Source organism: Flavobacterium sp. TAB 87 (assembly GCF_001529295.1).
Lineage (GTDB): Bacteria > Bacteroidota > Bacteroidia > Flavobacteriales > Flavobacteriaceae > Flavobacterium.
Genome location: NZ_LLWK01000037.1, coordinates 579527 through 603583, shown reverse-complemented (window position 1 = coordinate 603583; position 24057 = coordinate 579527). Strand labels below are relative to the sequence as shown.

Sequence of the window (24057 nt, the reverse complement as noted above, 5' to 3'; positions counted from 1 at the left end):
AAAAAAAAGTAAAAAATCTTTGAAAAAAGCTTGCGCAAACGGAAAATAGCTCTAAATTTGCACTCGCTTAACCGCTGATACTGGTCTATGGTGTAATGGTAACACAACTGTTTTTGGTGCAGTCTTTCAAGGTTCGAGTCCTTGTAGACCAACAAAAAAGCCTCTCATTCGAGAGGCTTTTTTTATGCAATAACTTTTAATTTATATTTTAAAAGTAATGATTGGTCTAATAGTGTGGTTTACTAAGCCTTCGCTAATGCTTCCATTAAAAAAGTACGAGAGACCTGTTCGACCGTGTGTGCACATTCCAATTACATCTGCATCTATAGACTTCGCAAAATTCACTATTCCACTTTCTACGTTAGAGTCATTGTAAGTTTGCGTTGTGTAATTAGTTAAGCTAAAATTACTCACAAAGTCGTTCATTATTTTATCCGATTCCTTAGTGGTATGAAAGCTATTTGGTGTATTAATTAGGACCAAATGCAATTTTGAATTAAAGAAAGAAGCGAAATCCAGTAGATTTTGGAAAGGTTTTTTGATTTCTTCAGAAAAATCGGAAGCGAAAACTAAGTTGTCAATTTTAAAATTTGTAATTTCTTTTTTGATAACTAAAACAGGTATGTCAGAATGACGGACCACTTTTTCAGTATTCGATCCAATTAGTAATTCTTCGAATCCTGAAGTTCCATGAGAGCCCATCACAATTAAATCGATTGCATTGTCTTTGCTAATGGCATTTATTCCTTCAGAAACGCGATCTAATTTGGTAATCGTTCCTACTTTTATGTTACTCAAATACGATCTCTGGCTCAAAGTTGCCATAACTTCTTCTGCTTTTTTCATAAAAAGCATAACTTCTGGAATGCTCGTTCCGCCCATGATGGCATCTTTCGCTTGGTTGGGAAGTTCTAAAATATGGGCAAGAATGATTTCGGAATTATTTTTTTGAGCGATTTGAACCGCTACTTTAAGTGCGTTTTCTGCATTTTCTGAAAAATCGGTGGGGACTAGTATTCTTTTCATTATTTTAGGTTTAAAAAAGTTAGAATTTGACTATTAAAATGTACTATAAAGGTAGGAAATAATATTAGGAGAATCTATTTAATACTATTTATAAAAATAATCACTATATTTGCACCGTTATTTAATAAAAAAACTAAGTAATGAGGGGACTAAGTGTCCCCTCTTTTTATAAAAATATGACGTTTAAAGAAAAAATAAATACGCTAATCGCAGAATCGCTCGTTGACAAGCCATCAATTTTTTTGATTGATTTGACTATAACCGACGCTTTCAAAGTAATTATTGCTTTGGATGGTGATGATGGTGTGATGTTGCAAGATTGTATTGATGTTAGTCGAGCAGTTGAGAATAATTTGGATAGAGAAGAACAAGATTTTTCTCTTGAAGTTGCTTCAGTAGGGGTAGGTTCACCATTAAAAATGGTTCGTCAGTACAAAAAAAATATTGGACGTACCCTCATCGTTTCCACAGTGATCGAAAAAATTGAGGCGGAGTTAGTTGATGCTAATGAAGATTTTATAATTTTGTCGTGGGAAGCGAGAGAGCCTAAAAAAATAGGCAAGGGAAAAGAAACAGTACAGAAAAAACAACAAATACCTTATACAGAAATCAAAGAGGCAATTGTTACAGTAACATTTTAATTAAAGAATTCGCATGGAAAATTTAGCATTAATCGATTCATTTTCAGAGTTTAAAGACGATAAACTTATTGATCGTGTAACGCTTATGGCAATTTTAGAAGATGTATTTAGAAATGCATTGAAGAAAAAATACGGTTCAGATGACAACTTTGACATTATCATTAACCCAGATAAGGGTGATATGGAAATATGGAGAAGGCGTGTAATCGTGGCAGACGAAGATCTTGATTTTGAAAATGAAGAAATTACTTTAACAGAAGCACGTAAAATTGAAGCCGATTTCGAAATTGGTGAAGAGGTTTCTGAAGAAGTAAAGTTGATAGATTTAGGAAGAAGAGCAATTTTGGCTTTACGTCAAAACTTAATATCTAAAATTCACGAACACGACAATACTAATCTTTACAAGCAATTTAAAGATATTATTGGTGATATTTACACGGCCGAAGTGCATCACGTTCGTCCGCGAGTGGTAATCTTGGTTGATGACGAAGGAAATGAAATTGTTTTGCCAAAAGAAAAACAAATTCCATCTGACTTTTTTAGAAAAGGAGATAATGTTCGTGGTATTATTGAAAGTGTTGAATTGAAAGGAAACAAACCTCAAATCATTATGTCTAGAACTTCAGAGAAGTTTTTAGAAAAATTGTTTGAACAAGAAATTCCTGAAGTTTTTGACGGTTTGATTAATGTTAAAAATGTAGTTCGTATTCCAGGAGAGAAAGCAAAAGTTGCTGTCGATTCGTATGATGATCGAATTGATCCAGTGGGTGCATGTGTTGGAATGAAAGGTTCTCGTATTCACGGAATTGTTCGTGAATTAGGAAACGAAAACATTGACGTAATTAATTATACAAGCAATATCCAGTTGTATATAACTAGAGCGTTAAGTCCGGCTAAAGTTTCTTCTATTAAAATTAATGAAGAAACAAAAAGAGCAGAGGTGTTCTTAAAATTAGAAGAAGTATCAAAAGCCATCGGTAGAGGTGGGCATAATATAAAGTTGGCAGGTTTATTGACCGGTTACGAATTGGATGTTATCAGAGAAGGCGATCTTGCGGGTGGCGAAGATGATGATGTTGAGTTGACAGAGTTCTCAGATGAGATCGAAGGATGGGTAATCGAAGAATTTGCAAAGATTGGTTTAGATACTGCAAGAAGTATCTTGAAGCAAGAAGTAGATGATTTAGTTCGTAGAACAGACTTAGAAGAGGAAACGATTCAAGATGTAATGCGCATACTAAAAGAAGAGTTTGATAGTTAATTATCTATCGATCTCACAACACAACAAATTAGGTATTAATAAAAAGGTTTTATGTCTGAAGAGAGAGTAATAAGAATTAACAAGGTTTTAAGGGAATTAAACATTTCGTTAGAAAGAGCTGTCGATTATCTAAAAGATAAGGGAATTGCTATTGATGCAAATCCAAACGCTAAAATTTCTAATCAGGAATTTAATATACTTCAAAGTCAATTTGCGGGCGATAAGGGGAATAAAGAGGCTTCTAAAGAAGTGGGTGAGGAGAAAAGAAAAGAGAAAGAAGCGCTTCGTTTAGAGCGTGAAAAAGAGATTGAAGATAAACGCAAGCAAGACGAAGAACGTCAAAGGCAACAAGAGATTATTAAAGCTAAAGCGGTCGTTCAAAGTCCTGTGCAAGTAGGAAAGATCGATCTTAATCCTAAAAAGCCTGTAAGTGTTCCTAGTACTCCTGTAAAAGAAGTTAAAGCTGAAGAGCCAAAAGCTGTTCAAGCTGAAGTTCCACAAGCTGAAGCAAAACCAGTAAAAAAGGAAGAGCCTATCGCGAAACCTATAGCTGCTGCAATTCATAAAAAAGAAGAAAAGGAAGTTAAGGAAGAAAAAGTAGTGAAGGCGGACCAAGCACCTGTTGCTCCCGTCGCCGTTGCCGCTCCTCCTGTAGCAAATCCAAATGATGCTCCTTCAACAACTGAGGAGTCTCCTGTAGAAGAAACAATTGCTACGCAGTACCAAAAATTATCTGGAACAAAGCTTACTGGTCAAACAATTGATTTATCTCAATTTAATAAACCAAAAAAGAAAAAGGAAGATCCAAAGATCATACCTAATAAACCAGGTGCTCCAGGTGCAGCAAATAGCGCTAACAAAAATAAACGTAAAAGAATTCCGACTAAGCCAGGTGTGCCAAGTGCAGCAAGTACAAGGCCTCCAGGAACACCAAATCCAAATAAAATTACTCCAAATGCTCCTGGCGCTAGAAGTACTCGTCCTGGATTTGTGAGAGGAAATCGTCCTGCAATTGTAGCTAAAGTTGAGCCAACAGAAGAGGAAGTTAAAAATCAAATTAGAGAAACTTTAGAAAAACTTCAAGGTAAAAAAGGAGGAAAATCTAAAGCTGCTAAATATAGAAGAGATAAAAGAGATACGCACCGTCAGAAATCTGATGAGGAGCAAAGAGCTATCGACGAAGGAAGTAAAACCATTAAGGTTACTGAATTTGTAACGGTCGGTGAAATTGCCATCATGATGGATGTGCCAATTACTAAAGTTATTGGTACGTGTATGTCACTTGGAATCATGGTTACCATGAACCAACGTTTAGATGCAGAAACATTAACTATTGTAGCTGATGAATTTGGTTATGAAGTTGAGTTTATTACTGTTGACATTGAAGAAGCAATACAAGTTGTTGAAGATAAAGAAGAAGATCTTGTTTTCAGAGCACCGATTGTAACTGTAATGGGTCACGTTGACCACGGTAAAACATCTTTACTGGATTATATTCGTAAAGAAAATGTTATTGCAGGTGAGTCTGGAGGAATTACGCAGCATATTGGTGCATACGGAGTGACTTTAGATAACGGACAAAAAATCGCATTCCTTGATACTCCTGGTCACGAAGCATTTACTGCGATGCGTGCACGTGGAGCTCAAGTAACGGATATTGCTATTATTGTAATTGCTGCAGATGATGACATCATGCCACAAACTAAAGAAGCAATTAGCCATGCGCAAGCAGCTAATGTGCCAATTATTTTTGCAATCAATAAGGTAGATAAGCCAAACTCTAATCCAGAGAAGATAAAAGAAAAATTAGCAGGTATGAATTTACTTGTGGAAGATTGGGGAGGAAAGTTCCAATCTCATGATATTTCGGCAAAAGTTGGAACAGGAGTTAAAGAATTATTAGAAAAAGTATTACTTGAGGCTGAAGTGTTAGATTTAAAATCTAATCCTAACAAAGCGGCACAAGGAACGGTAGTAGAAGCTTTCCTTGATAAAGGAAAAGGATATGTATCTACGATATTAGTACAACACGGAACGCTAAAAATTGGTGATTACATGTTGGCAGGTAAACATCATGGTAAGATTAAAGCGATGCATGATGAAAGAGGGAATTCTGTTTTAGAAGCAGGTCCATCTACTCCTGTATCAGTATTAGGTCTTGATGGTGCAGCTACTGCAGGTGATAAGTTCAATGTATTTGAAGATGAAAAAGAAGCGAAACAAATTGCTTCGAAACGTTCTCAATTAATGCGTGAACAATCGGTACGTACGCAACGTCATATTACTTTAGATGAAATTGGTCGTCGTATAGCTTTAGGTCAATTTAAAGAGTTGAATGTTATTCTTAAAGGTGACGTGGATGGTTCTGTTGAAGCATTATCCGATTCGTTCTCTAAACTTTCTACAGAAGAAATTGAGATTAATATTATTCATAAAGGTGTTGGAGCGATTACAGAAACAGACGTTATGTTGGCTTCTGCTTCCGATGCGATTATTATCGGATTTAATGTTCGTCCTGCAGGAAATGCCAGACAGTTAGCTGATAAAGAAGAAATTGATATCCGCTACTACTCTATTATCTATGCAGCAATTGATGACTTGAAAGATGCGATGGAAGGAATGTTAGCTCCTGTAATGAAAGAAGAAGTACTTGGTACTGCTGAGATCAGAGAGTTGTTTAAAATTTCTAAAGTTGGTACAATTGCCGGATGTATGGTGATGGATGGTAAAATTACTAGAAATGGTAAAATCAGAATTATTAGAGACGGGGTAGTTGTTCATGAAGGTGAATTAATTGCTTTGAAACGATTTAAAGATGATGTACGAGAAGTAGCTAAAGGTTACGACTGTGGTATTCAAGTTAAAGGTTATAATGATATTGAAGAAAGAGATGTTATTGAAGCATACCATGAGGTTGCGATTAAGAAAAAATTGAAATAGAATTTTTTGCTATAAGTAAAAAAAATCCCGATTCGTCGGGATTTTTTTATGGAGAAAATTTAAAGTAGATCTTATTTTATGAGTGTAGTGGTTTTATGTCTTCTGTGGTGTTAATAATTATTTAACCTGCCATTGTTCATTTATGAATTATAAATAAAGAGGCCGTCTTAATTTTAGTTAAGACGGCCTCTTTATGTTTACTTCATTGATTGTCGTTCTATTTTTCGGGCTTAATCAAAAAAACGTTTCCGTATCTCTTTTTAATATCAATCAAATTTCGTTCTGCTTCGATTCTACTTTCAAAATTACCAACTAATACTTTGTAATTTGGAGTGTTGAAAATTATGGTTGCATCTATGTCTTTAAACTCCGTTTTAAAATCGTTTAAAGTCTTTTTAGCCTCGTCACTTTTGCCGCTGTATATTTGTACGCGATAACTATCGTTAACAATATTTGTCGCATTAATACGTCGCTTTTCATTGAGTAATTGCTCAAATTTAGGGTCTTGTTTTAAGGTAGTATTCTGATTTTGTGCATATATAGAACAAGTCAAAATACTGAGGCTAATGGTGTAGATATGTTTCATTTTTAGAGGTAAGATTCTCATAACGTGACGGTTTTTGAACAAAAGTAATATTTAAATGAACAAAGACTACATGTGAATTTATTTAGAATTGATATAAATTAACATTTAAGACTATTTTAAGGTTTTTAGAATAGTTCTTAAATTGTATTTTTGTGCAAGTTTTAAAAGAGGGTATAGATTTTCTATGTATTGAACAATGAAAAAATCGTGCCAAATTTAGTAGATAATTATTATAGTAGTATGAAAAAGGTGGGTAACCATAATTCGGTCTTAAGGAAATTGCTTATTAGCTTATCGCTAACAGTTGTTTTTTCTTTAACTTCAAATGCTCAAGATGCTGCTCCAGCAGCTGATGCTCCTGTTGCTCAAAGTGGAGGAGATGTAGCAAAGGGTAAGGAGCTTTTTAATTCAAATTGCGCTGCGTGTCACAAGTTAGATGCAAAATCTACAGGGCCTGCGTTGCGTGGTATTATTGAAAAACATGATGCAGCTTGGTTGTACAAGTGGATTCATAATAGCTCTGATTTGATTGCTTCAGGTGATGCAGCGGCGGTGAAGATTTTTGAGGAATACAATAAAATTCCGATGACGCACTTCCCTCAGCTTTCAACTGCGGATATTGATGATATGATTGCATATACGTCAGAGCCTAAAGCTGCTGCTCCAGTTGCTGCAGTAGGTGCTCAACCTGCAGCTGGCGCTGCTCAAGATAACGGTATTTCTAATAACGTTATTTTGGGAGTTCTTGCTTTGGTGATGGCAATGTTGGTTGTTATGTTGGTTTTAGTAAATAATGTGCTTCGTAAGGTTGCCAATATTAACGAGCTTGATGTAACGCCTAAAAACGTTCGTGTTCCAATTTGGAAAGCATTTGCAAAAAATCAGTTTTTAGTATTAGTTACTTCGGTATTCTTGTTATTGGCTAGTGGTTATTTTGTATATGGTTTCTTAATGCAAGTTGGAGTAGATCAAAACTATGAGCCAATTCAGCCAATACATTTCTCTCATAAAATTCACGCAGGTGATAATGAGGTAAACTGTAAGTATTGTCACTCTGCTGCTCGTGTAAGTAAAAATGCAGGTATTCCTTCGTTGAACGTTTGTATGAACTGTCATAAGAATATTGCTGAAGTTGCTGAGGCTACTGCTACTCCTGAGTACAGCAAAGCTTTTTACGACGAAGAAATACAAAAATTATATACTGCGGTTGGTTGGGATAAATCATCGCAATCTTATACTGGAAAGACGGAGCCTGTAAAATGGGTTCGTATTCATAATTTACCTGATTTTGTTTATTTCAACCACTCACAACACGTAACTGTTGCTGGTATTGATTGTCAAAAATGTCATGGTCCTGTGGAAACATATGAAATCCAAAAACAATTTGCTCCATTAACTATGGGTTGGTGTATCGATTGTCATAGAAAAACCGATGTTAAAATGGAAGGGAATGAATACTATGCGAAAATTCATGCTGAACTTTCTAAAAAATACGGTGTAGACAAATTGACTGCAGCACAAATGGGAGGTTTAGAATGTGGTAAATGCCACTATTAATCGAATTATTAAGATTTTAATATTTATATACAATGTCATCAAACAAAAAATACTGGAAAAGTGTTGAAGAACTAGAAGATAATAGTTCTATTGTTGAGGCGCTTAGAAATAACGAATTTGTTGAAGAGATTCCTACTGATGAGTTTTTAGGAAATGGAGGAGCTTTGTCTTCTTCTTCGACATCACGTCGTGACTTTTTAAAGTACGTTGGTTTTAGTACAGCAGCAGTTACTTTGGCTGCGTGCGAAGGGCCTGTAAACAAATCAATACCTTACGTTTTACAGCCAGAACAAATCATTCCTGGAGTTGCAGATTATTATGCTACTACTGTCTTTGATGGTTTTGACTTTGCAAACATATTGGTAAAAACGCGAGAAGGGCGCCCTATTAAGATTGAGAATAATACGGTTGAAGGAGCGAAATTTGCTGCTAATGCTAGAATTCACGCCTCTATATTGTCTTTATATGACAGTACGCGTTTGAGAGAGCCTAAAATTGAAGGTAAAGCCTCAACTTGGTCCGCAGTAGATTTAAAAATCAAAGCGAGTCTTGCTGATGCGAAAGCAAAAGGAGGTCAAGTTGTTTTGTTAACTAATACTTTAGCGAGTCCGTCAACAGAAAAATTAATTGGAGAGTTTGTTTCTAATAATCCTGGAGCTAAACATGTTATTTATGACGCTGTATCTTCGTCTGAAGCTTTAGATGCTTTTGAAGAAGTGTATGGTGAAAGAGCTTTAGTTGATTATGATTTTTCAAAAGCTTCATTAATAGTAAGTGTTGGTGCTGATTTTCTTGGAGATTGGCAAGGTGGTGGGTATGATTCTGGTTATGCTCAGGGAAGAATTCCTAGAAACGGGAAGATGTCGCGTCATTTTCAGTTAGAGTCTAATATGACTTTGTCTGGTGCTGCAGCTGATAAACGTATTGCTATGAGTTCGGCAAATCAAAAACAAGCTCTAGTTCAAATTTATAATATTATTACAGGTTCTGCTGTTGGTGTAAATTTAGATTCAGCTTTTAAAGCTGAAGTTACTAAGGCTGCTCAACAATTAAAAGCTGCTGGTTCAAAAGGAGTTTTGGTTTCTGGAATTGATGATAAAAATGCTCAATTATTAGTTTTAGCTGTTAATCAAGCTTTAGCTAGTGAGTCATTTACAACTGTTGGTACAAGACAAATTAGAAAAGGTTCTAATGCTACTGTATCTCAATTGTTGGCCGATATGAAAGCAGGGAAAGTACACACTTTATTAATGAGTGGTGTGAATCCAGTTTATACTTTAGCAGATTCAGAAGGATTTGCTTCAGGTCTGAAAAAAGTAACTACATCTGTTGCTTTTTCATTAAAGGAAGATGAGACGGCTTTACTTTCTACTGTTGCTGCTGCTGTTCCTCATTATTTAGAGTCTTGGGGTGATGTTAGTATTACAAAAGGAACTTATGGATTAACGCAGCCTACAATTAGACCGATATTTGATACTAAACAGTTTCAAGATGTTTTACTTTCTCTAAATGGAATTTCAGGTACGTACTACGATTATGTTAAAGTAAATGCTTCATCTGTAATTGGTGGTACTTTTTGGAATAAAGTTTTACACGATGGTATTTTTGTTTCTGCTACAAATGCTTTAGGCGCTGGTTCTGCAAATTACAATGCGGCTGCTAGTGCACTTTCTGCTTCTAAATCAAACGGAACTGAATTGGTATTGTATACTAAGACAGGTATGGGAGATGGGCAGCAAGCAAACAATCCATGGTTGCAAGAATTTCCAGATCCATTAACAAGAGTTTCATGGGATAACTATGTTACTGTTGCCAATGCTGATGCAAAAAGATTAGGGTTAACTAATCAAATTGTTGCAAATGGTGGCTTAAATGGTAGTTATGCTAACTTAACTGTAAATGGCATTAAGTTAGAAAACGTGCCTGTAATTGTACAACCAGGTCAAGCTGTTGGAACTGTTGGAATCGCTTTAGGTTACGGTCGTAAAGCGGCTATGAAAGAAGAGATGATGGTAGGTGTTAATGCTTACGCTCTATATAAAGATTTTAAAAACGTACAAACTGTAGTAATAGAAGCTGCTTCTGGCGAGCATGAATTTGCTTGTGTTCAAGGTCAAAAGACTTTGATGGGAAGAGGTGATATTATTAAAGAGACTACATTAGAAATATTCAATACTAAAGATGCAGCACATTGGAACGAACAACCAGTGGTATCTTTAGATCACAAAGAAGTTGCAGCTACATCAGTAGATTTATGGGATTCGTTTGATCGTTCTATTGGGCATCATTTTAATCTTTCTATTGATTTAAATGCTTGTACTGGTTGTGGAGCTTGTGTTATTGCTTGTCACGCAGAGAATAACGTTCCTGTAGTTGGTAAGTCAGAAATTAGAAGAAGTCGTGATATGCACTGGTTGCGTATTGATAGATATTATTCTTCTGATACAACCTTTGCGGAGGATATTGAAAGAAAAGAGAATATCTCTGGGTTATCTAGTTCATTGTCAACTTTTAATGAAATGGAACACGCTTCAGATAATCCTCAAGTAGCTTTTCAACCTGTAATGTGTCAGCATTGTAACCATGCGCCTTGTGAAACAGTTTGTCCAGTAGCGGCAACTTCTCATGGTCGTCAAGGTCAAAATCAAATGGCGTACAACAGATGCGTAGGAACTCGTTACTGTGCAAACAACTGTCCTTATAAGGTACGTCGTTTCAACTGGTTCTTATACAGCAAAAACAGTGAATTTGATTATCATATGAATGATGATTTAGGACGCATGGTGTTGAATCCGGATGTGAATGTACGTTCTCGTGGAGTTATGGAGAAATGTTCAATGTGTATTCAAATGACGCAATTGACTATTTTAACAGCAAAACGCGAAGGTAGAGAGATTAAAGATGGTGAATTCCAAACGGCTTGTTCTAGTGCTTGTTCTTCTGGAGCTATGGTTTTTGGGGATATAAATGATAAAGAAAGCAAAGTAGCCGAATTGGTTGCTGATGATAGAATGTATCATTTGTTAGAACATGTTGGAACAAAACCTAATGTGATTTATCATGTTAAAGTTAGAAATACCTAGTACAAAAAAATATTAATTAAGAAACATATAAAGGATTATGTCGTCTCACTACGAAGCACCCATTAGAAAACCTTTGATTATAGGTGATAAATCTTATCACGATATAACTGTAGATGTTGCAGCTCCAGTCGAAGGTAAAGCGAATAAACATTGGTGGATTGTATTTTCAATCGCATTAACAGCCTTTCTCTGGGGAATAGGCTGTATAATATACACCGTCTCTACAGGAATTGGAACATGGGGATTAAACAAAACTGTTGGTTGGGCATGGGATATTACTAACTTCGTTTGGTGGGTTGGTATTGGTCACGCTGGAACCTTGATCTCGGCCGTATTACTGCTCTTCCGTCAACGATGGAGAATGGCAATTAACCGATCTGCAGAAGCAATGACTATTTTTTCAGTTATTCAAGCCGGATTATTTCCAATTATACACATGGGTCGTCCTTGGTTGGCATATTGGGTTTTACCTATACCAAATCAATTTGGATCATTATGGGTTAACTTTAACTCACCACTGCTGTGGGATGTATTTGCAATTTCAACGTACTTATCTGTTTCATTAGTTTTCTGGTGGACTGGTTTACTTCCTGACTTTGCAATGTTACGTGACCGCGCAATTACTCCTTTTAATAAAAGAGTGTATTCTATTTTAAGTTTTGGATGGAGCGGTAGAGCTAAAGATTGGCAGCGTTTTGAAGAAGTATCTTTAGTGCTTGCTGGTTTAGCAACTCCTTTAGTACTTTCAGTACACACGATTGTATCGATGGACTTTGCTACTTCTGTTATTCCAGGATGGCATACTACAATTTTCCCTCCTTACTTCGTTGCTGGAGCAGTTTTTTCGGGATTTGCAATGGTAAACACTTTACTTATTATTATGAGAAAAGTGTCTAATTTAGAATCTTACATCACATTACAACATATTGAATTAATGAATATCGTAATTATGATTACGGGTTCTATTGTTGGTGTGGCGTACATAACCGAGCTGTTTGTAGCGTGGTATTCTGGAGTAGAGTATGAGCAATACGCTTTTTTAAATAGAGCTACAGGTCCTTACTGGTGGGCTTATTGGTCGATGATGACTTGTAACGTATTCTCTCCTCAATTTATGTGGTTTAAGAAATTAAGAACAAGTATAATGTTCTCTTTTATTATCTCGATTGTTGTAAACATCGGAATGTGGTTTGAAAGGTTCGTAATTATTGTTACTTCATTACATAGAGATTATTTACCATCTTCTTGGACTATGTTTTCACCTACCTTTGTAGATATTGGTATCTTCATCGGAACAATTGGTTTCTTCTTCGTATTATTTTTATTATACGCTAGAACATTCCCTGTGATTGCTCAGGCAGAAGTGAAAACTATTTTGAAAGGAACTGGAGATAATTACATTAGAGAAAGAAAAGAAAATAAAAATTCACATCATGAGTAAAGTAATATACGCCATTTATAATGACGATGATGTTTTGATGGATGCTGTTAAATCAACAAGGGCTGCTCATCATCATATTGAGGAAGTTTTTACACCATTTCCTGTTCACGGTTTAGATAAAGCAATGGGATTGGCTCCATCAAGATTAGCAATTTGCTCGTTTCTTTATGGTTGCGTAGGGTTAGCCTTTGCAACATTTATGATGAGTTATATTATGATTCATGACTGGCCTCAGGATATTGGAGGAAAGCCTAGCTTTAGCTTTATTCAAAACATGCCGGCATTCGTTCCAATTATGTTTGAAATGACTGTTTTTTTTGCAGCTCACTTGATGGTTATTACCTTTTATATGAGAAGCAAACTTTGGCCATTTAAAGAAGCGGAAAATCCTGATGTAAGAACTACTGATGATCACTTTTTAATGGAAGTTGCTGTTAATGATAACGAAGAGGAGTTAATTTCTTTCTTTCAAAATACAGGAGCAGTAGAAGTTAAAGTAATAGAAAAGAATTAATTACAACTATGAAAAGAGTATATAAAATAACGCTACTAGTTGGTATAACTGTTTTAGTTTCTTCTTGTCACAATAAGTTGGAGCCCAACTATCAATATTTTCCTGATATGTACGAATCTGTAGGTTACGAAACGTATGCAGAATCAAGCGCATTTAAGGGAGGAAAAGAAGGACAGCTTCCAGTAGATGGAACTATAAATAGAGGTTTTGAACCTTATGAGTATCCAAATACTCCTGAAGGTTATGACATGGCAAAAGCAAATTTAAAGTCTCCTTTAGATTCTTTAGAACATGCTTCTGCGGAAGGGAAAGTGCTTTATGATATTTATTGCATTTCTTGCCACGGTGGTGCTGGTGACGGAAAAGGTAAGTTAGTGGAAAGAGAAAAGTTCTTAGGAGTTCCTAGTTACAAAGATAGAGATCTTACTCTTGGGAGTATCTTTCATGTACAAACTTATGGTTTAAACGCAATGGGTTCACATTCGAATCAATTGAGTGCCCACGAACGTTGGTTAGTTGCTGACTATGTTTTAGAACTAAAGAGCCAATTATAATTGTTGAACAAACTGATCGTATTAGATATGTATACATTTTCAAGTAAATTAAAAACATTTTCAATCATCTTAATGGCCTTAGGAGTCTTAGGTATTGGTTATGGTTTTTTAACTGCCCCCAAAGACATTCAAGAAGTAGAAGCTATTCTTGCGGCAGAATCTCATGACGGACATGGTGAAGCTCATGCAGCTACAGCGGTTGAATCGCATGATGCACACGCTGTAAGTACAGACAAGAAAGCTAATGTCGCTCAAGCTGATGAGCATACTGAACACTTAAATCACGTTTTGCATCAGTTGCAAAATAAACCATGGGCTGCGTTTTATGTAGCTTGTATTTTCTTTTTACTTTTAACTATGGGAGTTCTAGCATTTTATGCTATACAGCAAGTTGCTTCGGCAGGTTGGTCTCCAGTTTTGTTTAGGGTAATGCAAGGAATTACAGCTTATTTGCCGGTTGGTTCATTGATATTTTTTGTTCTTTTAATTTTATGCGGATTGCACTTTAACCATTTATTTACTTGGTTAGCAGAAGGAGTTACTGATCCTAATCATGCTAATTATGATGCACTTGTTGCTAACAAATCGGGTTATTTAAATTTCCCTTTTTGGATCGTAAGAGCAGCTATATTTTTAGGTGGTTGGAACTTATATAATTACTACAGTAGAAAAAATTGTTTGGCACAAGATGAAGCTAATGATGATCTGTACTATAAAAAGAACTTTAAAGCTTCGGCTGGGTTTTTAGTATTCTTTATTGTATCTGAATCAATTATGTCTTGGGATTGGATTATGTCTTTTGATCCACATTGGTTTAGTACTTTGTTTGGATGGTATGTACTTGCAAGTTTTATTGTAAGTGGTATTACTGTAATAGCATTGGTTGCAATATTCTTAAAATCTCTTGGATATTTAGATTTTGTAAACAACAGTCATATTCATGATTTAGCGAAATATATGTTCGGTTTTAGTATTTTCTGGACATACTTATGGTTCTCGCAGTTTATGTTGATTTGGTACGCAAATATCCCTGAAGAGGTAACATATTTTGTAACTAGAATTCGCGATTATAACTTACCATTTTTTGGTGCTGTTGCTTTGAATTTTATTTTCCCATTATTAATTTTAATGAGTAGTGATTTCAAAAGAATTAATTGGGTACTAGTTATGGCTGGAGTTGTTATTTTATTGGGTCATTATATTGACTTCTTTAACATGATTATGCCAGGATCTGTTGGTGACAGATGGTTTATTGGAGCTTCAGAAATTGGGTCTATATTTTTCTTTTTAGGTTTATTTATTTTTGTTGTATTCTCAGCATTGGCTAAATCTCCTTTATTGGCAAAAAGAAATCCATTTATCGAAGAAAGTAAGCATTTTCATTATTAATTTTAAAAGATAAAAACAGATGACAAGTTTGTTGATAATTATAGTTTTAGTTTTATTCGCAGTTGCATTATGGCAATTGACAAAAATATTTGACCTTACTCAAGTAGGATCAAATATTGACAATACTCAAGTTGCTTCTGATAGGGATAATAATGTACAAGGTTATATTATGTTTGCTTTTCTTGCATTCGTTTATATCTTAACAATTTATGGACTAATCGTATGGGGACCATTAGTTTTGCATACATCTGCTTCAGAGCATGGTGATACTGTAGATAACTTAATGAATATTACTTGGGTATTAATATTTATTGTTCAATTTATTACACAAGGATTATTACACTATTTTGCTTTTAAATACAGAGGTGATAAAGACAAAAAAGCTTTATTTTTTGCCGATAGTAACAAATTAGAAGCAGTTTGGAGTATTATCCCTTCTATAGTTCTAGCGTGTTTAATTCTTTACGGATTGTATGCTTGGAACAATATTATGTTTGTTGATAAAGATGAAGATGTTATTGAAATTGAGCTATATGCCCAACAGTTCAAATGGACGGCGCGATATGCTGGACCAGATAATGTTTTGGGTAAAGCAAACGTTCGTTTAATTGAAGGAATCAATACATTAGGAGTAGATATGTCTGATCCTTATGCTCAAGATGATATTGTAGTTTCAGAATTACACATACCGAAAGGTAAAAAAGTGCATTTTAAAATGCGTTCACAAGATGTATTGCACTCCGCTTACATGCCACATTTTAGAGCTCAGATGAACTGTGTTCCTGGAATGGTTACTGAGTTTGCTTTTATCCCTACTTACACGACAAGCGAGTATAGAGAATTGCCGTATATGATCGAAAAAGTTGCTAATATTAACTCTTTACGTGCTAAGAAAAGTGAAGAATTAGTTGCAAATGGAGAAGTTGCTCTAGATCCATATGCATTTGATTACCTATTGCTGTGTAATAAAATTTGTGGTTCTTCGCACTACAACATGCAAATGAAAATTGTTGTCGATACGCCAGAAGATTACAAAAAGTGGTTGAGTGAAAAAACTTCTTTAGCCATTGATATTAGAAATGCTGCACCAGCTCCAGGGCAACCAACAGCAACACCAACAGATTCTGTTATTGCTGCAGATTCAACTGAAGTTGTTAAGGTAGCTATGAAATAATATTATTAAGAAAATTTAAAGTATACATATATGTCAGCAGAAGGTCACGATCACGGACACGATCACGAACACGAACATCATCATAAAGAGACATTCGTTACTAAATATATTTTTAGTACGGATCACAAGATGATTGCAAAGCAGTACCTGATTACAGGTATTATAATGGGAATCATAGGTATTATGATGTCTATGCTTTTTAGAATGCAGTTGGCTTGGCCAGAAGAGTCATTTAAATTATTTAATGTTTTATTAGGTGATAGAATGGCACCTGATGGCGTTATGGGTAATGATACCTATTTGGCATTGGTAACTATTCACGGAACTATAATGGTGTTTTTTGTTCTTACAGCCGGTTTAAGTGGAACTTTTAGTAACTTATTGATACCACTTCAAATTGGTGCTAGAGACATGGCTTCTGGATTCATGAACATGATTTCATATTGGTTATTCTTTCTTTCCGCAGTAATTATGTTGTCGTCTTTATTCGTAGAGGCAGGACCAGCATCTGCAGGTTGGACAATCTATCCGCCATTAAGTGCCTTGCCACAAGCGATTCCAGGTTCTGGAACAGGTATGACTTTATGGTTAATCTCTATGGCGATATTTATTGCATCTTCTTTAATGGGATCTTTAAATTATATCGTTACTGTTATTAACTTAAGAACTAAAGGAATGTCTATGACTAGACTTCCATTAACGATTTGGACATTTTTTGTAACTGCTATTATTGGAGTAATTTCGTTTCCAGTTTTATTATCGGCTGCGTTATTATTAATTTTTGATAGAAGTTTTGGTACTTCTTTCTTCTTATCTGATATTTATATCGCTGGTGAAGTTTTGCATTATCAAGGAGGTTCTCCAGTTTTATTTGAGCACTTATTTTGGTTTTTAGGACACCCAGAAGTTTATATTGTAATTTTACCTGCAATGGGTATTGTTTCTGAAGTATTAGCTACAAGTTCTCGTAAACCAATTTTTGGATACAGAGCGATGATTATGTCTGTTTTAGCAATTGCGTTTCTTTCGACAATTGTTTGGGGACACCACATGTTTATTTCCGGAATGAATCCATTTTTAGGTTCTGTATTTACTTTTACAACTTTATTAATTGCAATTCCGTCAGCTGTAAAGGCATTCAACTGGATTACAACTTTATGGAAAGGTAACCTTCAGTTTAATCCAGCAATGTTGTTTTCTATCGGTATGGTTTCAACCTTTATTACTGGTGGTTTAACTGGAATTATTTTAGGAGATAGTACATTAGATATTAATGTGCACGATACCTATTTCGTAATTGCTCACTTCCACTTAGTAATGGGTATTTCTGCTCTTTATGGAATGTTTGCTGGTGTTTACCACTGGTTTCCTAAAATGTACGGTAGAATGTTGAACAAGAATTTAGGATACATACACTTTTGGGTAACTGCAGTTTGTGCTTATGGTGTTTTCTTTCCAATGCACTTTATTGGTTTAGCTGGTCTTCCAAGAAGATATTATACCAATACAAGTTTTCCACTTTTTGATGACTTACAAAACGTAAACGTATTAATTACAGTATTTGCTTTGGTAGGTGGAGTTTTTCAATTAGTATTCTTATATAACTTTTTTAGTAGTATTTTCTACGGAGAGAAAGCAATTCAGAATCCTTGGAGATCTACAACATTAGAGTGGACTACGCCTGTGGAACACATTCACGGTAACTGGCCAGGTGAAATTCCTGAAGTTCACCGCTGGCCTTATGATTATAGTAATCCGAATTATGATGTAGATTTTGTACCGCAAAATATACCGATGAAAGAAGGAGAAGAAGTTCTTCATCACTAATATAACTAAAACCGCTATTTTATAAATAGCGGTTTTTTTTTGTCTTGTTTGTTCTTTAGTTATCTTTGCTATATGAACGAGAACTTAGATCCTACAACAAACCAATATAATACCGAAGAATTTGATCTTGAAAAGAAATTAAGACCACTTTCTTTTGATGATTTTGCGGGTCAAGATCATGTTTTAGAAAACCTTAAAGTGTTTGTTGCTGCTGCTAATCAGCGAGGTGAAGCACTTGATCATACCTTGTTTCACGGGCCTCCCGGTCTGGGAAAAACTACACTTGCTAATATATTAGCGAATGAACTAGAGGTGGGTATAAAGATCACTTCTGGCCCAGTGTTAGATAAACCAGGCGATTTAGCGGGACTGCTGACTAATTTAGATGAGCGTGATGTGCTTTTTATTGACGAAATTCATCGTTTGAGTCCTATTGTAGAAGAGTACTTGTATTCTGCTATGGAAGACTTTAAAATTGATATAATGATTGAATCTGGACCAAACGCACGAACTGTTCAAATCAATTTAAATCCTTTCACACTTATTGGCGCCACTACTCGTTCGGGTTTGTTAACTGCGCCAATGCGTGCACGCTTCGGTATATCTTCTCGATTGCAATATTATACTAAAGAACTCTTATCGACGATAGTGGAGCGGAGTGCATCTATTTTAAAAATGCCGATTCATGTTGAAGCTGCGATTGAAATTGCAGGACGCAGTCGTGGAACGCCACGTATAGCGAATGCCTTATTGCGTCGCGTTCGTGATTTTGCTCAGATTAAAGGAAACGGAACAATCGACTTAGAGATTGCACAATATGCTCTAAAAGCATTAAATGTTGATGCGCACGGTTTAGACGAAATGGATAATAAAATTTTGGCAACTATTATAAATAAGTTTAAAGGCGGTCCAGTTGGACTTTCAACTCTAGCAACTGCGGTTTCAGAAAGTAGTGAAACTATTGAAGAGGTTTACGAGCCTTTTTTAATACAAGAAGGGTTTATTATGCGTACTCCTCGTGGTCGTGAGGTAACCGACAAAGCGTACAGGCATTTAGGAATTGTTAAAGCTAACATTCAAGGCGGTTTGTTTTAGTTTTTTATTGAATTTTAAAAGAATACTTAATTGCTAAAAGAAGCACTACACTTCTCAATTTTGCGGAAATTATTTTACAATTATTGATACCAAAGAAAAATATTCGTCATTTATAAAATCTGAAGCAAAGCGGCTCGGATTCCTGTCTTGTGGTATTTCGAAAGCAGGATTTTTAGAAGAGGAAGCACCACGATTAGAAAACTGGCTCTACCACCAACGAAATGGGCAGATGACTTACATGGAGAATAATTTTGACAAAAGATTAGATCCTACATTATTAGTTGAAGGCTCAAAAAGTGTAGTCTCTTTACTTTTAAATTATTACCCGCAGGAATTTCAAAATGAAGACGCATTCAAAGTTAGTAAGTATGCTTACAGTCAAGATTATCACTTTGTCATAAAGGATAAATTGAATGAACTTTTAGCTTTAATTCAAGCTGAAATTGGTGAAGTATCCGGTCGTGCCTTTGTCGACTCAGCACCAGTTTTAGATAGAGCATGGGCCGCTAAGAGCGGTTTAGGTTGGATAGGAAAGAATAGTAATTTAATTACACAGAAAACTGGTTCTTTTTATTTTATTGCCGAGTTGATAATCGATTTAGATCTTCAATACGACTTCGCAGTTACTGATCATTGCGGTTCATGTACCGCTTGTTTGGATGCTTGTCCGACTCAGGCAATTGTTGCGCCGTATGTTGTTGACGGGAGTAAATGCATCTCGTATTTTACAATTGAATTGAAGGATAATATTCCTTACGAAATGAAAGGAAAGTTTGACGATTGGATTTTTGGATGTGATGTTTGCCAAGACGTCTGTCCGTGGAATCGCTTTTCGAAATCACATAACGAACCTCTCTTTAATGCTAATCCTAACCTACTCTCTTTTACTAAAAATGATTGGGTAGAACTTACCGAAGAAACCTTTAGACAGGTTTTTAAAGACTCTCCTTTAAAACGCTCTAAGTTTAGTGGCTTAAAGCGAAATATTGATTTTTTAAAGTAATGTTATTCTTCAAGCTTTAATTTCATGTTTTTTACTTCTAGTACATTTCTCAAGTTTTACTTTGCCGCAACGTAGGTTTTAATTCCCGAATTAATAGTTTTTTGATCTTTTTTTTTCTCTAAAAAGTGTTCAGGAGTAAGTCTTTTTTTTAGGTATTGTGCTGTGTATTAAAATCATAGAAATAAAAAAATGAAGTAGATTCTTGGTTTGTGTCATATTTTTTTTAACTTTATAATCCTTAAAAAATTTCGATATGACTGTAAATCAAATATTAAGCACAAAAGGCAACGAGGTTTATTCGGTGACTTCATCAACAACCGTATACGAGGCCTTAAAAGTAATGGGAGAAAAAAATATTGGAGCTATTTTAATTATCGACCATGGTTCGCTAAAAGGAATATTATCCGAAAGAGATTATGCCCGCAAAATTGTTTTAAAAGACAAAACATCGAGAGATACTCCCGTAAGCGAAATTATGGAATCGACTGTTTTTACAATCAAAGATTCGGATACGCTAGATAATTGTATGGCGCTGATGAGTAATAAAAGAATTCGTCATCTTCCCGTAGTAGAAGAACAAACAGTCATCGGGATAATTTCGATAAGTGATGTAGTAAAGGCAATAATTGAAGTTCAAAAAGAAACGATTCAGCATTTAGACTCATACATTTCTCAATAAAAAAGATCCACTTACGTAAAACGATCTTATTTAAGGTTAGTTTCACAAACAATAAAAGGAATAAGATAATAGTGCAACGAGTGGAAAAAATTTATTTTCTACTCGTTTTTTTAGTTACATAAACGACTAACTAGTTAAATCGTTCTTTTTGCTTATTATGCAAAAGAACTAATTTAATAAATAAGTTGCTTTTTCAAACTGATCACCTTATTTCTAGTCGTTTTCTTGAGTTTTTCTTAAAAAAGGGAAGTCCTACTAAAAGATTCGCAGAAAAATGTTCTGTTTACAGGAACTCCACTATCTTTGCAGCCTAGATTAAAAGCTAAAAACAATGAATAAAGACAGTAAAAGAAGAGAAGCATTATTATATCATGCTAAACCAACTCCAGGAAAAATTCAAGTAGTTCCAACAAAAAAATATGCTACGCAAAGAGATTTATCTTTAGCGTATTCACCCGGTGTTGCTGAACCTTGTTTAGAAATTGCTAAAGATGTTACCAACGTTTACAAATACACTGCAAAAGGAAATTTAGTTGCTGTAATTACAAACGGAACGGCAGTTTTAGGTTTAGGAGATATCGGACCAGAAGCTTCAAAACCGGTAATGGAAGGAAAAGGTCTGCTTTTTAAAATATTTTCAGATATCGATGTTTTTGATATCGAAATAGGAACCAAAGACATTGAAGAATTCATTCAAACTGTAAAAAATATTTCTCCAACTTTTGGAGGTATAAATTTAGAAGATATTAAAGCCCCAGAATCTTTTGAAATTGAAAGACGTTTGGTAGAAGAATTAAATATTCCGGTGATGCACGATGATCAGCATGGAACTGCAATTATTTCTTCGGCAGCATTAATAAACGCTTTAGAATTAGCTGATAAAAAAGCAGAAGATGTAAAAATGGTAGTTTCTGGAGCAGGTTCGGCTGCTTTGGCTTGTGCTGATTTGTACATTTTATTAGGAGTTAAACTCGAAAATATTTTGATGTTTAACAGTAAAGGACTTTTGACTAAAGACAATCCGTCCTTATCAAAATTACAACAAAAGTATGCTGTAGATAGAGAGTCAATCACGTTGGCTGAAGCTATGAAAGGTGCTGATATCTTTTTAGGATTATCTACTGGAGATATTCTTTCGCCAGAAATGCTACTTACCATGGCAGACAATCCTATTGTTTTTGCGATGGCAAATCCAAATCCAGAAATTGATTATAATGTTGCTGTAGAAACTCGCAAAGATGTTATTATAGCCACAGGACGTTCTGATTATCCAAATCAGGTAAATAACGTTTTAGGATTTCCTTATATTTTTAGAGGAGCTTTAGACGTTCGGGCGACTAAAATTAACGAAGCTATGAAAATGGCTGCGGTTAAAGCTTTAGCATCACTAGCAAAACAATCGGTGCCGGAGCAAGTAAATGTAGCCTACGGAGCAACAAAATTAGTTTTTGGGACTGAGTATATCATTCCAAAACCATTTGATCCACGTTTAATTACCATCGTTGCGCCTGCAGTTGCGAGAGCAGCAATGGAATCGGGTGTAGCTCAAAATCCAATTACAGATTGGGATAAATACGAAGAAGAGCTCTTAGAAAGATTAGGAAACGATAACAAAATGGTTCGTTTGATTACAAACCGAGCCAAGATGGAACCAAAACGCATTGTGTTTGCAGAAGCAGATCATTTTGATGTTTTAAAAGCAGCTCAAATTGTATATGAAGAAGGTATCGGATTTCCTATCTTATTAGGTAATAAAGAAATCATTACTGAGTTTAAAAAAGAGCTAGGATTTGATGCAGATATTGAAATTATCGATCCAAAAACTAAGAAAGAACAAGCAAGACGTGATCGTTTTGCTCATACGTATTGGAGCACAAGACAACGCAGAGGAATTTCTTTATTGGATGCACAAAAATTAATGCGAGAGCGTAATTATTTTGCTGCGATGATGGTAAATGAAGGAGAAGCAGATGCTTTGGTAACAGGGTATTCAAGAAGTTACCCAACAGTTGTAAAGCCAATGCTTCAATTGATTGATAAAGCACCAGGTGCTTCACTAGTAGCTACTGCTAATATGATGATGACCAAACGTGGTCCAATGTTTTTGTCCGATACGGCAATTAACATCAATCCATCTGCGGAAGATCTGGCTAAAATTGCGATAATGACAGCAAAAACGGCTCGTATGTTCGGAATTGAACCTGTTATCGCAATGGTTTCTTACTCTAATTTCGGATCGTCACCTCATCCTGCAGTTGCAAAAATTAGAGAAGCAGTTGCTTATCTGCATAAAAATCATCCTGATATGATTGTGGACGGGGAATTGCAAGCTGATTTTGCTTTAAATGCAGAGTTGCTTAAAGATAAGTTCCCTTTTTCTAAGATAGCGGGAAAGAAGGTAAATACGCTAATTTTCCCAAACCTTGAATCAGCAAATATTACCTACAAATTATTAAAAGAAATTGATAAAGTAGATTCTATCGGGCCAATTATGATGGGTATGGGTAAACCAGTACACATTTTTCAATTGGGAGCAAGTGTAGAAGAAATGGTAAATATGGCTACAATCGCTGTTCTTGATGCACAAGAAAAAGAAAACAAAAAGTTGAAATTAACAAAATAATTGTACGATATTAAGTATAAAGTAAAATGAGCCTTTTTTAGGCTCATTTTTCATATATTTGATTAATTAGTGAAACTATGATTGCACATTTACAAGGGAAATTGGTCGAAAAATCACCTACTGAGGTGATTATTGATTGTGGAGGAGTTGGTTATCAAGTAAATATATCTTTACATACGTACTCGTTAATTCCAAATTCAGATTTCATTAAATTATTTACGCATCTTCAAATTAAAGAAGATTCTCATACTTTGTTTGGTTTTGTAGAAAAATCAGAACGTGAAATATTCAGAATGTTACTATCCGTTTCAGGTATAGGCGCCAATATTGCACGAACAATGTTGTCTTCATTAGAACCCAAACAAATTATCAATGCAATCGCTTCGGGAGATGTAGTTGTTATTCAATCTATTAAAGGAATTGGTAATAAAACTGCGCAACGAGTGATCCTTGATTTAAAAGAAAAAGTAGTTAAATTATTTGATTTAGACGAAGTTTCTATAGTTCTAAACAATACAAACCGAGATGAGGCGTTATCTGCTTTAGAAGTTTTAGGATTTATTCGTAAAACGGCCGAAAAAGTTGTCGAAAAAATAGTAAAAGAAGAACCTGAGGCTTCAGTTGAAACCATCATTAAAAAAGCGTTGAAAAATTTATAAAAAGA

Annotated in this window: 18 protein-coding genes and 1 tRNA gene; 17 read left to right on the top strand and 2 right to left on the bottom strand. The window is 35.1% G+C overall.

From position 1 onward, the window contains the following. The first annotated feature begins 81 nt into the window (after nucleotides 1-81). Nucleotides 82-152, top strand: a tRNA-Gln gene (locus AP058_RS11875). Nucleotides 153-201: 49 nt separating this feature from the next. On the opposite strand, the gene AP058_RS11870 is transcribed toward AP058_RS11875, so the two are convergent. Further along, a complete protein-coding gene (locus AP058_RS11870; protein WP_066310933.1) occupies nucleotides 202-1026 on the bottom strand; it encodes a universal stress protein in 825 nt (274 codons plus the stop codon). A 176-nt stretch (nucleotides 1027-1202) separates the two neighbouring features. Here AP058_RS11870 and rimP point away from each other — a divergent pair, with 176 nt between their 5' ends. The 3 genes from rimP to infB are packed head-to-tail and all read left to right on the top strand — an operon-like array spanning nucleotide 1203 to nucleotide 5868. Next, complete coding sequence (rimP, locus tag AP058_RS11865; protein ID WP_066311166.1) at nucleotides 1203-1667, top strand: ribosome assembly cofactor RimP; 465 nt, start codon at nucleotides 1203-1205, stop codon at nucleotides 1665-1667. A gap of 13 nt (nucleotides 1668-1680) precedes the next feature. Continuing rightward, the gene (gene nusA / locus AP058_RS11860; protein WP_066310931.1) at nucleotides 1681-2928 is read left to right on the top strand and encodes a transcription termination factor NusA; all 1248 of its coding nucleotides are present in this window, start codon (nucleotides 1681-1683) and stop codon (nucleotides 2926-2928) included. Nucleotides 2929-2979: 51 nt separating this feature from the next. Further along, entirely contained in the window at nucleotides 2980-5868 is a 2889-nt protein-coding gene (gene infB, locus AP058_RS11855) for a translation initiation factor IF-2 (RefSeq protein ID WP_066310929.1), read from the top strand. A 217-nt stretch (nucleotides 5869-6085) separates the two neighbouring features. Here the strand turns inward: infB and AP058_RS11850 are convergent, their stop codons facing one another. Beyond that, entirely contained in the window at nucleotides 6086-6454 is a 369-nt protein-coding gene (locus AP058_RS11850) for an SPOR domain-containing protein (RefSeq protein ID WP_231739649.1), read from the bottom strand. A gap of 240 nt (nucleotides 6455-6694) precedes the next feature. Between AP058_RS11850 and AP058_RS11845 the strand changes: the two genes are divergently transcribed. The 13 genes from AP058_RS11845 (at nucleotide 6695) to ruvA (ending at nucleotide 24052) form a co-directional block, all read left to right on the top strand. Continuing rightward, nucleotides 6695-8011, top strand: coding sequence for a c-type cytochrome (locus AP058_RS11845; protein ID WP_066311164.1), 1317 nt, complete (start codon nucleotides 6695-6697; stop codon nucleotides 8009-8011). 32 nt (nucleotides 8012-8043) lie between these two features. Then, the gene (locus AP058_RS11840; RefSeq protein ID WP_066310922.1) at nucleotides 8044-11094 is read left to right on the top strand and encodes a TAT-variant-translocated molybdopterin oxidoreductase; all 3051 of its coding nucleotides are present in this window, start codon (nucleotides 8044-8046) and stop codon (nucleotides 11092-11094) included. 37 nt (nucleotides 11095-11131) lie between these two features. Beyond that, nucleotides 11132-12535, top strand: a complete 1404-nt coding sequence (nrfD, locus tag AP058_RS11835) for an NrfD/PsrC family molybdoenzyme membrane anchor subunit (protein WP_066310921.1) — start codon at nucleotides 11132-11134, stop codon at nucleotides 12533-12535. Then, complete coding sequence (locus tag AP058_RS11830) at nucleotides 12525-13049, top strand: DUF3341 domain-containing protein (RefSeq protein ID WP_066310915.1); 525 nt, start codon at nucleotides 12525-12527, stop codon at nucleotides 13047-13049. Before nrfD ends, AP058_RS11830 begins: the two co-directional genes overlap by 11 nt. An 8-nt stretch (nucleotides 13050-13057) precedes the next feature. Next, on the top strand, nucleotides 13058-13603 hold the full coding sequence (locus AP058_RS11825; protein WP_066310913.1) for a cytochrome c: 546 nt from the start codon (nucleotides 13058-13060) through the stop codon (nucleotides 13601-13603). A 27-nt stretch (nucleotides 13604-13630) separates the two neighbouring features. After that, entirely contained in the window at nucleotides 13631-14992 is a 1362-nt protein-coding gene (locus AP058_RS11820) for a quinol:cytochrome C oxidoreductase (protein WP_066311160.1), read from the top strand. Nucleotides 14993-15011: 19 nt separating this feature from the next. Next, nucleotides 15012-16166 (top strand): cytochrome c oxidase subunit II, encoded by a 1155-nt coding sequence (locus AP058_RS11815; RefSeq protein WP_066310911.1) that lies wholly within the window; start codon nucleotides 15012-15014, stop codon nucleotides 16164-16166. A 30-nt stretch (nucleotides 16167-16196) separates the two neighbouring features. After that, nucleotides 16197-17993, top strand: coding sequence for a cbb3-type cytochrome c oxidase subunit I (locus tag AP058_RS11810; protein ID WP_066310909.1), 1797 nt, complete (start codon nucleotides 16197-16199; stop codon nucleotides 17991-17993). Nucleotides 17994-18065: 72 nt separating this feature from the next. Beyond that, nucleotides 18066-19088 carry a Holliday junction branch migration DNA helicase RuvB gene (gene ruvB, locus AP058_RS11805; RefSeq protein ID WP_066310907.1) on the top strand — a complete coding sequence of 341 codons (1023 nt, stop codon included), beginning with the start codon at nucleotides 18066-18068 and terminating at the stop codon, nucleotides 19086-19088. 79 nt (nucleotides 19089-19167) lie between these two features. Beyond that, nucleotides 19168-20091, top strand: a complete 924-nt coding sequence (gene queG, locus AP058_RS11800) for a tRNA epoxyqueuosine(34) reductase QueG (protein ID WP_066310904.1) — start codon at nucleotides 19168-19170, stop codon at nucleotides 20089-20091. A 253-nt stretch (nucleotides 20092-20344) separates the two neighbouring features. Further along, nucleotides 20345-20770: a CBS domain-containing protein gene (locus AP058_RS11795; RefSeq protein WP_066310902.1), complete on the top strand. Its 426-nt coding sequence runs from the start codon at nucleotides 20345-20347 to the stop codon at nucleotides 20768-20770. 331 nt (nucleotides 20771-21101) lie between these two features. After that, nucleotides 21102-23393 (top strand): NADP-dependent malic enzyme, encoded by a 2292-nt coding sequence (locus tag AP058_RS11790; RefSeq protein WP_066310900.1) that lies wholly within the window; start codon nucleotides 21102-21104, stop codon nucleotides 23391-23393. 77 nt (nucleotides 23394-23470) lie between these two features. Continuing rightward, on the top strand, nucleotides 23471-24052 hold the full coding sequence (gene ruvA / locus AP058_RS11785; RefSeq protein WP_066310898.1) for a Holliday junction branch migration protein RuvA: 582 nt from the start codon (nucleotides 23471-23473) through the stop codon (nucleotides 24050-24052). Nucleotides 24053-24057 lie beyond the last annotated feature (5 nt).

Bases quoted from the DNA above. Each gene is read 5' to 3' on its own strand.
- rimP (WP_066311166.1), top strand. From the start codon at position 1,203: ATGACGTTTAAAGAAAAAATAAATACGCTAATCGCAGAATCGCTCGTT.
- AP058_RS11795 (WP_066310902.1), top strand. From the start codon at position 20,345: ATGACTGTAAATCAAATATTAAGCACAAAAGGCAACGAGGTTTATTCG.
- AP058_RS11850 (WP_231739649.1), bottom strand. From the start codon at position 6,454: ATGAAACATATCTACACCATTAGCCTCAGTATTTTGACTTGTTCTATA.
- infB (WP_066310929.1), top strand. From the start codon at position 2,980: ATGTCTGAAGAGAGAGTAATAAGAATTAACAAGGTTTTAAGGGAATTA.
- AP058_RS11840 (WP_066310922.1), top strand. From the start codon at position 8,044: ATGTCATCAAACAAAAAATACTGGAAAAGTGTTGAAGAACTAGAAGAT.
- nusA (WP_066310931.1), top strand. From the start codon at position 1,681: ATGGAAAATTTAGCATTAATCGATTCATTTTCAGAGTTTAAAGACGAT.
- AP058_RS11790 (WP_066310900.1), top strand. From the start codon at position 21,102: ATGAATAAAGACAGTAAAAGAAGAGAAGCATTATTATATCATGCTAAA.
- AP058_RS11820 (WP_066311160.1), top strand. From the start codon at position 13,631: ATGTATACATTTTCAAGTAAATTAAAAACATTTTCAATCATCTTAATG.
- AP058_RS11810 (WP_066310909.1), top strand. From the start codon at position 16,197: ATGTCAGCAGAAGGTCACGATCACGGACACGATCACGAACACGAACAT.
- AP058_RS11815 (WP_066310911.1), top strand. From the start codon at position 15,012: ATGACAAGTTTGTTGATAATTATAGTTTTAGTTTTATTCGCAGTTGCA.
- ruvB (WP_066310907.1), top strand. From the start codon at position 18,066: ATGAACGAGAACTTAGATCCTACAACAAACCAATATAATACCGAAGAA.
- AP058_RS11870 (WP_066310933.1), bottom strand. From the start codon at position 1,026: ATGAAAAGAATACTAGTCCCCACCGATTTTTCAGAAAATGCAGAAAAC.
- AP058_RS11845 (WP_066311164.1), top strand. From the start codon at position 6,695: ATGAAAAAGGTGGGTAACCATAATTCGGTCTTAAGGAAATTGCTTATT.
- nrfD (WP_066310921.1), top strand. From the start codon at position 11,132: ATGTCGTCTCACTACGAAGCACCCATTAGAAAACCTTTGATTATAGGT.
- AP058_RS11825 (WP_066310913.1), top strand. From the start codon at position 13,058: ATGAAAAGAGTATATAAAATAACGCTACTAGTTGGTATAACTGTTTTA.
- ruvA (WP_066310898.1), top strand. From the start codon at position 23,471: ATGATTGCACATTTACAAGGGAAATTGGTCGAAAAATCACCTACTGAG.